Source organism: Caulobacter segnis, assembly GCF_019931575.1.
GTDB lineage: Bacteria > Pseudomonadota > Alphaproteobacteria > Caulobacterales > Caulobacteraceae > Caulobacter > Caulobacter segnis_C.
This window is the reverse complement of sequence record NZ_CP082923.1, coordinates 2,261,271-2,274,976: the sequence shown is the minus strand read 5'-3', so window position 1 is coordinate 2,274,976 and position 13,706 is coordinate 2,261,271. Positions and strand designations below refer to the sequence as shown.

The window sequence follows — 13,706 nt, the reverse complement described above, 5'->3', positions numbered from 1 at the left end:
CTCTCTATAAGCGGTAGAATCGGCGCGCCGTCTCGCCGAATAGCGCCGCCTGGCGTTCCGGCGGGACCCAGGCCGCGCACGTCGCGCGCCAGGCGCCGTAGTCGCCGGCCAGGTTCAGCACCGGCCAGTCGCTCCCCCACATCAGGCGATCGGGCGCGAAAGTCTCGATCAGGTGCGCCGCATAGGGCGCGACGGCCTCGGCGGTCGGGGTCTCGCCGGCCTCGGTCAGCAGACCCGACAGCTTGCAATGGACGCCGGGCTCGGCGGCCAGCGCCGCCATCTGTTCGCGCCAAGGATCCAGTTCACCGGTCGCGATCAGCGGTTTGGCCCCGTGGTCGATCACCAGGCGCACCGCGGGCCAGCGGCGGACGAACGCCAGGATGGACGGCAGGTGACGCGGCCGGACCAGGGCGTCGAACGCCAGGTCCGCCTCGGCCATCCCCGCGATCGCGCCGTCGAGCCTGGGGTCGAGGATCCAGTCGTCGGCCAGGTCCTGCAGCATGGGCCGCAGCCCCTTGAGCCAGGGATCACGCGCCAGGGCCGCGATCCGCTCCGGCGCGTCCGGCGCGGTCAGGTCCGCCCAGCCGACGACGCCGAGGGCTAGCGGCTCGGCGGCCGCCAAGCTTAGCAACCATTCGGTGTCGCGCGCGCTCGGTTGCGACTGGACGAGGACCACGCCGGATAATCCCGCATCGCCCGCCGCGCGCGCCAGGTCGCTCAGGTCGAAGTTCCGATGGATCGCCGTCAGGTCCGGCGTCGGCCACGCGTGGTCGTTCTCGCCGATCCGCCAGACGTGGCAGTGGGCGTCGATCAGCACGCGACGATGGCCTTGATGACTCCCGCCGACGGCTCCATCCAGCCCGGCAGGGCCTCGGAGAGATCCTTCAGCGCCGCCTTATGGGTGTTGAGCGCCGCCGTTGGCACCTGGCCGGCCTTGATGGCCGACAGCACGTGGTCGAAGTCCTCGATCGTGGCGTTGCGGCTGGCCAGCAGCGACATCTCGCGCTTGTGGAACTCGGGGTCCGAGAAGGTGATGTCGGCCGAGACGACCGAGATCAGCACATAGGTCCCGCCATGAGCGACATAGGCGAACCCCTGTTGCATGGCCGCTGGGCTGCCCGTGGCGTCGAACACCGCGTCGAAGAACACCCCCTCGGTCACGTCCGAAAGCGCGCGCGGCGTCTCGTCGGAGAGCGCGATGATGCGATCTGCGCCCAGGTGCTGGCGGCAGAACGCCAGCCGGTCGGCTCGTGGGTCCAGCACGGTCACCTCGGCGCCCGCCAGCTTGGCGAACAGGGTGGCGGCGATGCCGATCGGCCCGGCGCCGACGACCAGCACCGACTGTCCGGGCTCGATCCGGGCGCGGCGGACGGCGTGGGCGCCGATGGCCAGGAACTCGACCATGGCCGCCTCGTCCAGGCCGACGCCCTCGACCTTGCGCACGAAGCCGGCCGGCACGGCCAGGTACTCGCACAGCCCGCCATCTATGTGCACGCCCAGCACGCGGATGTTCATGCAGCAGTTGGGCTTGCCCTTGGCGCAGGCCCGGCACGTCCCGCACGACAGATAGGGCATGACATAGGCGTGGTCGCCCTCTTCCAGCCCACTGTCCTCGGGCGCCGAGACCACCTCGCCCGACAGTTCGTGCCCCATCACGCGCGGATAGCTGAGATAGGGCTGAGTGCCGCGATAGATGTGCATGTCGGTGCCGCAGATGCCGACCCGGCGAACGCGCAGCAGCACCTCGCCCGGACCGGGCTCGGGCGCGGGCCGGCGCTCGACCCGCAGGTCGCCTGGCGCGGCGCAGACCAGCACGTCCATCATCTTCAGTGCCCCCCGGCCAGCACCGCGTCGTGGGCGGTGACCTCGCGCCGCTTGGCGGTCAGGGCGAAGAGGCCGACCATGGCGAAGCAGGCGCACGGCACCAGGATGGCGAAGCGGATGGCGCTGGCGTCCGACACCGCGCCCATCACCGCCGTCAGGATCGCCCCGCCGATGATGCTCATGACCAGGAACGACGAGCCGGTCTTGGTCAGCGGACCCAGCCCCTTCAGCGAGCTGGCGAAGATGGTCGGGAACATGATGGACATGAAGAAGCTGGTCGCGGCCAGAGCCAGCAGGCCCAGATGTCCGCCCACCACGACAGCGACCAGGGTCAGGCCGACATTGGCCGTGGCGAACGCGGCCATCAGGCGCGAGGGATCGACGCGGCTCATCAGGGCGGTCCCGGCGAAGCGTCCGGCCATGAAGCCAACCAGCGACCACGACAGGTACGCGGCGGCGGTCTTCTCGCCCATGCCCGGGACCTGGTCCTGGGCGTAGCGGATCATGTAGCTCCACACCCCCACCTGGGCGCCGACATAGAAGAACTGGGCGGCCACGCCGAACAGGAAGCGCGGACGCGCGAACAGGCCCAGGATCGGCTTTTCGACGCGCTCCTGGTGCTGATCCTCGGCGGAAGGACGGCTGGCCTGGGGCGGGAACTTGGTGATCGCCACCAGCACCACCCACAGCAGCACCACGGCGGCGATGATCAGGTACGGCAGCTGGGTCGACTTGGCCTCGGCCGCCTGGAAGGCCGACAGCTGGGCCGGGGACATGGCCGCGAACTGCGCCTTCGTGGGCTCGACGCCCGACAGGATGAACTGGCGGCCGACGACCACGGCGGTGATCGCGCCCAGCGGGTTGAAGGCCTGGGCCAGGTTCAGCCGCTGCTCGGCCTTGGCCGGATCGCCCAGCACGGTGATCAGCGGATTGGCCGAGGTCTCAAGGAACGCCAGGCCCGAGGCGATGACGAACAGGGCCGAGAGGAAGAACTCGTAGCGGCGCAGCTCGGCCGCGGGCCAGAACAGCAGCGCCCCGACGGCGAACAGCGCCAGCCCCACGATCACCGCGGCCTTGTAGCCATAGCGACGCATCAGCAGGCCGGCCGGCAGAGCCAGGAAGAAGTAGCCCAGATAGAACGCCGACTGCACCAGGCCCGACTGCAGGTCGGTCAGGAAGAAGGCCTTCTTCAGGTGGGGGATCAGAACGTCGTTGAGGTTGTTGGCGACGCCCCAGAGAAAGAACAGGGCGACGATGAGCACCAGCGGCGCCCAGCCCGTACGCTGGCTCGAGCCTTGAGACATGGATGTTTCCTCCGGCGGCTCTCTGACGGAGCGCCTGAGGAATGGACATCATATATGAATTAGATCGTCAAATATGAAATCATGGGAGCGCCGCCGGCGACGGCGCTCCCGCAGGGCCTATTCGACCGCGACCACGACCACCGACTTGGACGGGACGTCCAAGGTCAGCTTGTCGCCCGCCAGCTTGGCGCCCTTGAACGCGACCGGGGCGACGGCCGGCTTGGCGCCGAAGGCGTTCATCGCGTCCATCTTGTCGGCGGTCAGCACCTGGCCCGACACGGCCTTGGCCTTCAGCGACCCCAGCGCGACCGACAGCTTCACGCCGTCGTCCGGCGACATGTTGGCCACGGCGATATAGGTCTTGCCGTCCTTGCCCTTGGCGGCCGAGGCGTTGAAGGCCGGGATCTTGGTTCCCGCCACGTCGATCTCGGGCGCGGTGACGTCCAGCGGAATGGCCGTCGAGTCCTGGAAGGGCACGTACATCTTGTAGGCGTAGTAGGTCGGCGTCAGGACGATCTTGTCGCCCTGGGTCAGGATCATCGCCTGCAGAACGTTGATGGTCTGGGCGATGTTCGTCATCTTCACCCGGTCAGTATAGCGGTGGAAGATGTTGAAATTGGCCGCCGCCACGACGCCGTCGCGCAGGGTGTTCAACTGGTAGAGGTGGCCCGGATTGGTGCCCGGCTCGACGTCGTACCAGGTGCCCCATTCATCGACATAAAGACCGATCCGCTTGGTCGGGTCGTTCTTATCCATGACCACGATGTGCTGCTTGATCAGGTCGTCCATGCGCAGCGTCTGGGCCATGGTCTTGCCCCAGGCGGCCTTGTCGAAGCCGGTGGCCGCGCCCTTCGTCTTCCAGTCGCCGGTCGGCAGCGTGTAGTAGTGCAGCGAGATGGCGTCCATGAACCGTCCGGCGTTCTTGGTCACCACGTCGGTCCAGTTGGTGTTGAACGCATTGGCGCCCGAGCCGACCCGGACCGCGGGGTTGTCGTCGTTCTTGTGGAAGAACGCCGAGAAGCGGCGGTATTCGTTGGCGTAGTACTCCGGCGTCATCTCGCCGCCGCAGCCCCAGCTCTCGTTGCCGATGCCGATGAACGGCACCTTGAACGGCTTGTCGCGGCCGTTGGCGCGGCGCTCCTGGGCCAAGGTGTCGTCGCCCGGCGAGGTCATGTACTCGATCCACTCGCGCATCTCGGTCGGATCGGACGAGCCGACATTGATCGAGACGTAGGGGTCGGCGCCGACCTGTTCGGCGAAGTCCATGAATTCGTGGGTGCCGAAGGCGTTGGTCTCGGGCGAGCCGCCCCACCAGTTGTTCTTGCGCGACGGGCGCTTGGCGCGCGGGCCGATGCCGTCGCGCCAGCGGTACTCGTCGGCGAAGCAGCCGCCCGGCCAGCGGATCACCGGGACGTGGATGTCCTTCAAGGCCGTGACCACGTCGGTGCGGATGCCGCGCACATTGGGGATCTTCGAGTCGGGCCCGACCCAGACGCCGTCATAGATGCCCGCGCCCAGATGTTCGGAGAACTGGCCGTAGATATAGCGGGAGATCGGGGTGCCGGGCTGGTCGGCCTTCAGCGTCGCCGTGGCGGCCAATTCAGCGGCCTGAACGCCTGCGGGGACGCTCGCCGCCGCCATCGCCAGGAGCGCGACCGCCGCGCCCAGGAACCTCTTCGCCATGCTCTTCTCCCTATCGATGGGAGCTGTACGCCGCTCCCTGGAAATCGTCGGCAGCTTGGTAGCAGGCTTATTTTTGTCCTACAATAACCGGCAACGTTTCTAGCGATGTCAGCTTGAAGCGTTAGCCATGGCTCGTGCGTTGACGACTTGTCGGCGACAATATACTCGGACAAAACATCCAGAGCGGCGAGCAGCCGCCGAAGTCCGCGTCGACGAAAGAGGAAACGATGCCCGCCATTCCCCAAAGCGCGCCGCCCGCGGCGCCCGCCGACGCCCCGCGACAGCGATACGGCTCGGCCCTGAGCCTGCTGGCCAGCCTGTTCTTCATGTGGGGCTTCATCACGGTCATCAACAACACGCTGTTGCCGCACCTGCGCAGCGTGTTCGTGCTGGACTACACCCGCACGACCCTGATCGAGTCGGTGTGGTTCATCGCCTATTTCGTGGCCTCGATCCCCTCGGCCAAGCTGATCGAGCGGATCGGCTACCAGAAGGCCATCGTCGTCGGCCTTCTGGGCATGGCGGTCGGCGCGGCGATGATGGTTCCCGCCGCGATCCTGACCTCCTACGCCCTGGTGCTGACTGCGCTGTTCGTGATCGCCAGCGGCATCACCCTGCTGCAGGTAGCGGCCAACCCCTATGTCGCCGTGATCGGCCCACCCGAGACCGGCTCGGCGCGCCTGAACCTGGTGCAGGCCTTCAATTCCCTGGGCACCACCCTGGCGCCGCTGTTCGCCGGCTACCTTATCCTGGGTCGCTCCAAGAGCGGAACGGCGGGAACCGACGTCGTGCTGACCCAGGCCGAGCGCTACGCCGACGCCCAGTCGGTGATCCTGCCCTATGTGATCGTCGCCATCGCCCTCGTTTTGCTGGCCCTGGTCATGGGCCGGGTGAAGCTGCCGGCCATCGGACAGGCCACCCAGCGCACCTCGCGCGAGGCCCGCAAGAGCCTGTCGCTGTGGTCGCACCGCAATCTGGTCTTCGGCGTGCCGGCCATCTTCATCTATCTGATCGCCGAGATCGGGGTGGCCAACCTGTTCATCAATTTCGTCTCGCAGCCGAACATCGCCGCCATCACACACGAGGAGGCCTCGCGCTACCTGGCCATCCTGTGGGGCGGCATGATGGTGGGCCGCTTCCTGGGCAGCGTGCTGATGCGCCGCTTCCCGGCCGAGCACGTGCTGGCCGCCTTCTCGATCGGCGCCTTCGCGGTGATGCTGATCACCACCTTCGCCCACGGCCCGGTGGCCATGTGGTCGCTGATCGCGGTCGGCTTCTTCCACTCGATCATGTTCCCGACCATCTTCACCCTGGGCATCAAGGGCCTGGGCCCGCTGACCGAGGAAGGCTCGGGCCTGTTGATCATGGCCATCGCCGGCGGGGCCCTGGTGATCGTGCAGGGCTGGCTGGCCGACACCTTCGGCCTGCAGTGGTCGTTCCTGCTGACGGCAGCCTGCGAGATCTATGTGCTCTTCTACGCGCTGTGGGGCTCGAAACCGACGAACGCCCTGCCCGACCAGCACGTCGAATAGGAACCGCGCCATGACCGGACCGTCGCGCCGCTCAGCGCTCAAGACCGGGGCCGCGCTCGGCGCGGCGGCCCTGGCCTCCCCCGCTTTCGCCCACGCGGTCAAGACCAAGCTGGAACCCTTCCCGCTATCGCAGGTGCGACTGAAGCCCTCGCGGTTCCTGACCGCCCAGCAGACCAATCAGCGCTACCTGCTGTCGCTGGAGCCCGACCGCCTGCTGCACAACTTCCGCGCTGGCGCGGGCCTCGAACCCAAGGGCGCGGTCTATGGCGGCTGGGAAGCGGCGGGCATCGCCGGCCACAGCCTGGGCCACTACCTGTCGGCGGTCTCGTTGATGTGGGCCCAGACCGGCGATCCGGCGTTCAAGCAACGCGCCGCCTACATCGTCGAGGAACTGGCCGCCTGCCAGGCCGCGAACGGCGACGGTTACGCGGGCGGCACGACGGTCGAGCGCGGCGGCAAGACCGTCGACGGCAAGGTCGTCTACGAGGAGATTCGCGCGGGCAGGATCGACACCTCGGGCGGCCTCAACGACGGCTGGGTGCCGATCTACACCTATCACAAGGTCCTGGCAGGGGCGCTGGACGCTCACCTCTACTGCGGCGATCCCAAGGCCCTGGCCGTCGCCATCGGTCTCGGCGACTACCTGGGCAAGATGTTCGAGGCGCTGGACGCCCAGCAGGTCCAGACCGTGCTGCGCGTCGAACACGGCGGCATCGTCGAGAGCTACGCCGAACTCCACGCCCGCACCGGCCAGCCACGCTGGCTGGACCTGGCGCGGCGCGTCCAGCACGACGACGTCATCGATCCCCTGGTCTCCGGTCGCGACGACCTGGCCGGCAAGCACGCCAACACCCAGATCCCCAAGCTGATCGGCGAAGCCCGGCTTTACGAGACCGGCGGCGACACGAACGCCGCCAAGGCCGCGATGTTCTTCTGGGAGACGGTCGTCCACGACCATTCCTACGTCATCGGCGGCAATTCCGAGTTCGAGCACTTCGGCAAGCCACGCCAGCTGTCGGCTCGCCTGGGCCAGCAGACCTGCGAGTGCTGCAACAGCTACAACATGCTGAAGCTGACCCGGCATCTGCACGCCTGGTCCGGCGAGAGCCGCTACTTCGACTTCCACGAACGCGCCCATCTGAACCACATCCTGTCGCAGCAGGATCCCGACACCGGGATGTTCACCTACTTCTCGCCCCTGGCCTCGGGCTATGCGCGGGGCCATTCGACGCCGACAGACTCGTTCTGGTGCTGCGTGGGTACGGGGATGGAGAACTACGCCAAGCTGGGCGACAGCATCTTCTGGCGCGACGGCGAGCGGGTGCGGGTCAATCTCTATTATCCGTCGACCCTGGACTGGACCGAGAAGGGCGCGAAGTTCGAGATCGACACCGATTTCCCCTACAGCGACCAGGTCACCCTGACGCTGAGCAAGGCTAGGTCGCCGACACCGGTCGCCCTGCGCGTTCCCGGCTGGTCCGGCAAGCCGTCGGTGAAGATCAACGGCCGCGTCCAGTCCGTAACCGCCAAGAACGGCTATATCGACCTCACCCTGCGCGCCGGCGACAAGGTGACCTTGACCCTGCCGATGTCGGTGCGGACCGAGAGCATGCCGGACGCCCCGGACCTGATCGCCTTCCTGAACGGCCCGCTGGTGCTGGCCGCCGACCTCGGCCCGGCCGACCCGCCCTGGGACGACTTCGATCCGGTGGTGATCGGCGACGCCTCGCTGAAACCAGGCGGCGCGCCGCAGCGGTTCAGCCTGGCCGACCACGGACGCCCGACCAACCTGGCCCTGCGGCCCTATTTCGAGCAGCACCACAATCGCACGGCGGTCTATTTCCGCCGCCTGACGCCGGCGCAATGGGCCGAGGCCGAGCCGCGCCTGACGGCCGAGGCCAAGGTTCGCGCCGACATCCGCGACCGCACCGTCGACATCCTCCGTTTCGGCGAGCAGCAGCCCGAGATCGACCACGCGCTGAAGGCCAGTCCCGGCACCCAGGACACCGGCAACCTGACGGTCCGCAGCCGCATACTGAACAAGGGTTCTATCGCGTTCCAGATGGCGACCGCGCCGGGACCGCTCGTCCTGCAAGTGAGCTATGACGGCTCGCCCAGGAACAAGGATTTCCGGATCCTGGTCGATGGCCAGGAGGTGGCGCGCGAGACCTTGCCCGGCGAGCGCGCCTCGACGCTGAACGTGAAGACCTATCCCCTGCCCCAAGCCCTGACCGACGGGAAAGACAAGGTGACGGTCAGCTTCGAGATGGCCGCCAACCAGTGGGCGGCGCTCTTCGAGGCCCGGGTGTTCAAGGCGGCGCGCTAGACGCGCCGCCCCTCCCCCTAGTGGTTGTCGCGCGGCAGGCCCTTGGTCTGGGCGATGCGCTGGTATTTGACGGCGGGTTCGAGAACCGCGCCGGTCTCCATCTGGCCGACGACGGCGCGCTGGAGTTCCTGCCAGGGCGTCTGGCTTTCGGGATAGGCAAAGCCGCCGGCGGCTTCCAGGGCCTTGCGGCGCTCGACGATCTCGCTGGGCGAGACCAGCACGTCGACGCGCGACTTGCGCAGGTCGAAGCGCACCTTGTCGCCGCTCTTGAGCAGGGCCAGGCCGCCGCCCGCGGCCGCTTCGGGCGAGGCGTTGAGGATCGACGGCGAGCCGGAGGTGCCCGACTGGCGCCCGTCGCCGATGCACGGCAGCTGATGGATCCCCTGCTTGATCAGGTAGTTGGGGGCCCGCATGTTCACCACCTCGGCCGCGCCCGGATAGCCGACCGGGCCGGCGCCGCGCATGAACAGGATCGAGTTGGACGTAATGCCCACCGACGGATCGTCGATGCGGTGGTGGTAGTCCTCGGGCCCGTCGAACACGATGGCGTCGCCCTCGAAGGCGTCCGGATCGTCGGGGTTAGACAGATAGCGGTCGCGGAACTCCTGGCTGATCACGCTGGTCTTCATGATCGCCGAGTTGAACAGGTTGCCGCGCATGACCACGAAGCCGGCCCGCTCGACCAGCGGTCGCAAGAACGGACGGATGACGTCCTCGTCCTCGATCTGGGCCCCGCGATACTGCTCGCCGATGGTCTGGCCCGAGACGGTCTTGACGTCCTCGTGGATCAGGTCCTGCTCGATCAGCTGGCCAAACACCGCCGGCACGCCGCCGGCGCGGTAGTAATCCTCGCCCAGATACTCGCCGGCCGGCTGCAGGTTGACCAGCAGCGGCACGTTCTCGCCCTTCTGCTGCCAATCGTCGATGGACAGCTCGACGCCGATGTGGCGGGCCAGGGCGTTCAGGTGGATCGGGGCGTTGGTCGAGCCGCCGATGGCCGAGTTGACGACGATGGCGTTGAGGAACGCCTCGCGGGTCAGGATGTCCGAGGGCTTGAGGTCCTCATGCACCATGTCGACGATGCGCAGGCCCGTGCGGTAGGCGTTCTCCTGGCGGTCGCGGTACGGCGCGGGGATCGCCGCCGAGCCGGGCAGCGACATGCCCAGCGCCTCGGTCAGCGAGTTCATGGTCGTGGCCGTGCCCATGGTGTTGCAGTAGCCGGTCGACGGGGCCGAACTGGCCACCAGCTTGATGAAGCCGGCGTTGTCGATCTCGCCGGCCGCCAGCAGTTCGCGGGCTTTCCAGACGATGGTGCCCGAGCCGGTGCGCTGGCCCTTGTGCCAGCCGTTCAGCATCGGGCCCACCGACAGGGCGATAGCCGGGATGTTCACGGTCGCCGCCGCCATCAGGCAGGCCGGCGTGGTCTTGTCGCAGCCGATGGTCAGCACCACGCCGTCCAGCGGATAGCCGTACAAGAGTTCGACCAGACCCAGGTACGACAGGTTGCGATCCAGACCCGCCGTCGGACGCTTGCCGGTCTCCTGGATCGGGTGGACCGGGAACTCCAGCACGATGCCGCCGGCGCTGCGGATGCCCTCGCGCACGCGCTCGGCCAGCACCAGGTGATGGCGGTTGCACGGCGACAGGTCCGAACCCGTCTGGGCGATGCCGATGATCGGCCGACCCGACTGCAGCTCCTCCAGCGTCAGGCCGAAGTTCAGATAGCGCTCCAGATAAAGCGCCGTCATATCGATGTTGTCCGGATTGTCGAACCAGGCGCGCGAACGCAGGGCGCGGGGCGAAACGGGAGGAACGCTCATGACAATCCTTGGCGACGACGGGAGGCGCGAGCGCCGACGAACCTCCAGGCCAGGCGCGGAATTGCGCGCTCGCCCGTTCGCGGCTTCGCTTAAATCTTATTTGTCTGACTATACCGCGCCGTAGGGAGCGTCAATCAGGACGGGCCGCATTGAGAGTGCGTCACAAAAGCCGAGACTTCTCTGCGCTCGCCCCTCGTCCGCCGGCAAACGATTGTCCGATGATTGCGCCTACCGCTCAGCGCGACGTTCCATCGCCGCGCGAGTGTCGTCGAGCGCCAGATTGACCAGCCGCTCCATGGCCTGTCGCGCCTGGTCGGCGCGGCCGGCGGCGATGGCGTCGAACACCTTCCAGTGGTCGGGCACGGGGTCGCGCGGCAGCTCGCGGTCGCGCTGCTTGAAGATCGTCGTCCAGCGCACGGCCGCGCCGATGCTGCTGCTCAACGTGAACAGCGGCGCGTTGCCGGTGGCCTCCAGCACGGTGTCATGGAAGTCGCGGTCGGCGGCCTGCCCGGCTTCGGTCGCCAGGGTCTCGTGCTGCATGGCCACCAGGGCCGCGCGCATGCGCTCCAGCTGGGCGTCGTTGCGGCGCTCGGCGGCCAGGGCCGCAGCGGCCGGCTCGACGATCATCCGCAGTTCGTAGAGCTCACGCAGGAACGCCTCGCTGGGTTCCGATTCGAAGAACCAGGCCAGGACTTCGGGATCCAGCAGACTCCAGCGCGTGCGCGGACTGACCCGGGTGCCGGTCTTCGGACGGCTCTCAACCAGCCCCTTGGCGGCCAGGATCCGGATGGCCTCGCGATAGGCGCTGCGCGAGACCTGAAGTTGCTCGCTGGCGTCGATCTCATTGTTCAGGACGTCGCCGGGCTGGTGCTGGCCCGAAACGATAGCAATCCCGAGCGCCCGCGCGATCGATCCGTGGATGCGGCCGGAAAAGCCCTCTTCGTGCGCGGTATCGGCGCCCCCGCCCGCTTCCTTGGCCCTCGACACGCGTCCTTCGCTCCCGCTGCAAATCCATCGAGGCGACGTCGAATGCCCCACCGGCGACTCTAGCGAGACCAATTGTCGGAGAACAAGCGAATTCGCCTGGGCGGCGGCGACGCTCAGGAACGCGACACCACCCTATAAGTACGATGAATTCGCGCGTCCGAAGCGGGAGAAAGACGCCTCATGCTCATCACGGCGCGATTTTCCGGGGCGGCTTGATCCTCGTCATTGCGAAACGCCGTTTGACAGGACGTCACTCCACGCTATTTGTCAGACTATTATAAAGCTTCAGAAGGTCGTCCGCCGTGGTGTTCCGGTTCGTGCAATTGAAGACCTCGGGCGGCGCCCGACAGCTGGCCGCGGTCGACGACTCGGGCCGCGCCCGCAAGGTCGAGGTCGCTGACACCCTCTACGACCTGGCCCAGGTGGCCCTGAAGGTGGACGCGACCCTGGCCGAGGCCGCCCAAGCCCGCCCGCTCGGCGAGGACATCGACATCGCCGCCGCCCTGTCCGAGGGCCGCGTGCTGGCCCCGATCGACCATCCCGATCCCGCCCACCTGCAGATGACCGGCACGGGCCTGACCCACCTCGGCTCGGCCGAGGGTCGCGACAAGATGCACAAGGCCGCCCAATCCGGCGAGCAGCTGACTGACTCGATGCGCATGTTCCTGATGGGCGTCGAGGGCGGCAAGCCCGCGCCGGGCCAGGAAGGCGTGCAGCCGGAATGGTTCTACAAGGGCGACGGCGGCCAGCTGGCCGCGCCCGGCCAGCCCCTCACCTCGCCCAGCTTCGCCAAGGACGGCGGCGAGGAGCCCGAGATCGCCGGCGTCTACCTGATTGGTCCCGACGGGACGCCGCACCGCCTGGGCTTCTGCCTGGCCAACGAGTTCTCGGACCACGTGATCGAGCGCGGCAACTATCTGTGGCTGGCCCATTCCAAGCTGCGCCAGGCGGCCCTGGGCCCCGAGCTGCTGACGGGCGAGCTGCCGGCCGACGTGCGCGGCGCCAGCCGGATCGTCCGCGATGGCGCCACCGTCTGGGAAAAGCCGTTCCTGTCGGGCGAGGCGAACATGTCCCACACCATCGCCAACCTCGAGCACCACCACTTCAAGTACGACATCTTCCGCCGCCCGGGCGACGTGCACGTCCACTTCTTCGGTACGGCCACCCTGTCGTTCTCTGAAGGCTTCCAGACCAAGGTCGGCGACGTGTTCGAGATTGAGGCCGCTCCGTTCCGCTATCCGGTGCGCAATCCGCTGGCCCAGGCGGCCGAACGCCCGGTCGCGGTGAAATCGCTGTGACGTCGATCCGTCTCGCCCTGGTCGGCTTGGGCAAGATCGCCCGCGACCAGCACCTGCCGTCTATCGCCGCCGATCCGCGCTTTACGCTGGTCGCCATCGTCAGCCGCAACGCCGAGCTGGACGGCGTGGCGCACTTCACCGCTCTCGCCGACCTCCTGGCCAGCGACGTGGCGGTGGACGCGGTGGCCCTGTGCACCCCGCCCCAGCCGCGCCACGCCCTGGCTCACCTGGCCCTGGCCGCCGGCAAGCACGTGATGCTGGAAAAGCCGCCCGGCGCGACGCTCAGCGAGGTCGAGGACCTTCGCCTGGCCGCCGCGGCCCGGAGCCTGACCCTGCAGACCACCTGGCACTCGCGCTACGCCGTCGGGGTCGAACCGGCCCGCGAATGGCTGGCCGAGCGCGCCATCAAGGCGGTGCGGATCAACTGGAAGGAAGACGTGCGCGTCTGGCACCCCGGCCAGGACTGGATCTGGGAAGCCGGCGGCCTGGGCGTCTTCGACCCGGCCATCAACGCCCTGTCGATCGTCACCCGCATCCTGCCGCGCCCCTTCTTCCTGTCGAAGGGCGTGCTGCACGTACCTGAGAACCGGCAGTCGCCGATCCAGGCCGAACTCGACTTCCGCGACGCGGCCGGCGCCCCGATCCGCGCCGAGCTCGACTTCCTGCAGACGGGCCCGCAGAGCTGGGACATCGAGGTCGACACCGACGACGGCCAACTGAAGCTGACCAACGGCGGCGCCAAGCTCTACATCGACGGCCAGCTGATCCAGGAAGGCCCCGACCGCGAATATCCAGGCCTCTACGACGCCTTCGCCAGGCTGATCGCCGACGGAGCCAGCGACGTCGACGTCAGCCCGCTGCGCCATGTGGCCGACGCGTTCCTGCTTAGCGAGCGGGTCGCGGCCCCGGCCTTCGTCGAATAGAACGACGGC

10 protein-coding genes are annotated in these 13,706 nt (G+C 67.8%); 4 read left to right on the top strand and 6 right to left on the bottom strand.

Translation table 11 applies throughout. The features are described 5' to 3' along the window. Nucleotides 1-4: 4 nt before the first annotated feature. The 4 genes from K8940_RS10485 to K8940_RS10470 form a co-directional block, all read right to left on the bottom strand. The gene (locus K8940_RS10485; protein ID WP_223395327.1) at nt 5-817 is read right to left on the bottom strand and encodes an amidohydrolase family protein; all 813 of its coding nucleotides are present in this window, start codon (nt 815-817) and stop codon (nt 5-7) included. Then, nucleotides 811-1,824: a zinc-binding alcohol dehydrogenase family protein gene (locus K8940_RS10480; RefSeq protein WP_223395325.1), complete on the bottom strand. Its 1,014-nt coding sequence runs from the start codon at nt 1,822-1,824 to the stop codon at nt 811-813. The genes K8940_RS10485 and K8940_RS10480 overlap by 7 nt, the downstream gene beginning before the upstream one ends. Before the next feature lie 2 nt (nt 1,825-1,826). Next, nucleotides 1,827-3,128: an L-fucose:H+ symporter permease gene (gene fucP, locus K8940_RS10475; protein ID WP_223395323.1), complete on the bottom strand. Its 1,302-nt coding sequence runs from the start codon at nt 3,126-3,128 to the stop codon at nt 1,827-1,829. Nucleotides 3,129-3,245: 117 nt separating this feature from the next. Then, nucleotides 3,246-4,811 carry an alpha-N-arabinofuranosidase gene (locus K8940_RS10470; protein WP_223395321.1) on the bottom strand — a complete coding sequence of 522 codons (1,566 nt, stop codon included), beginning with the start codon at nt 4,809-4,811 and terminating at the stop codon, nt 3,246-3,248. Between the two features lie 227 nt (nt 4,812-5,038). Here K8940_RS10470 and K8940_RS10465 point away from each other — a divergent pair, with 227 nt between their 5' ends. Both K8940_RS10465 and K8940_RS10460 read left to right on the top strand, forming a co-directional pair. Then, nucleotides 5,039-6,343: a sugar MFS transporter gene (locus K8940_RS10465; RefSeq protein ID WP_223395319.1), complete on the top strand. Its 1,305-nt coding sequence runs from the start codon at nt 5,039-5,041 to the stop codon at nt 6,341-6,343. A gap of 10 nt (nt 6,344-6,353) precedes the next feature. Beyond that, on the top strand, nt 6,354-8,669 hold the full coding sequence (locus K8940_RS10460) for a glycoside hydrolase family 127 protein (RefSeq protein WP_223395317.1): 2,316 nt from the start codon (nt 6,354-6,356) through the stop codon (nt 8,667-8,669). Between the two features lie 17 nt (nt 8,670-8,686). Here K8940_RS10460 and K8940_RS10455 read toward each other — a convergent pair whose 3' ends face one another. Further along, nucleotides 8,687-10,489 carry an IlvD/Edd family dehydratase gene (locus tag K8940_RS10455; RefSeq protein ID WP_223395316.1) on the bottom strand — a complete coding sequence of 601 codons (1,803 nt, stop codon included), beginning with the start codon at nt 10,487-10,489 and terminating at the stop codon, nt 8,687-8,689. Between the two features lie 228 nt (nt 10,490-10,717). Then, entirely contained in the window at nt 10,718-11,476 is a 759-nt protein-coding gene (locus tag K8940_RS10450; protein ID WP_223395315.1) for a FadR/GntR family transcriptional regulator, read from the bottom strand. Nucleotides 11,477-11,778: 302 nt separating this feature from the next. On the opposite strand from K8940_RS10450, the gene araD1 reads away from it, so the two are divergent. Next, complete coding sequence (gene araD1 / locus K8940_RS10445) at nt 11,779-12,774, top strand: AraD1 family protein (RefSeq protein WP_223395314.1); 996 nt, start codon at nt 11,779-11,781, stop codon at nt 12,772-12,774. Continuing rightward, on the top strand, nt 12,771-13,697 hold the full coding sequence (locus tag K8940_RS10440) for a Gfo/Idh/MocA family protein (protein WP_223395313.1): 927 nt from the start codon (nt 12,771-12,773) through the stop codon (nt 13,695-13,697). Before araD1 ends, K8940_RS10440 begins: the two co-directional genes overlap by 4 nt. The last annotated feature ends 9 nt before the right edge of the window (nt 13,698-13,706 follow it).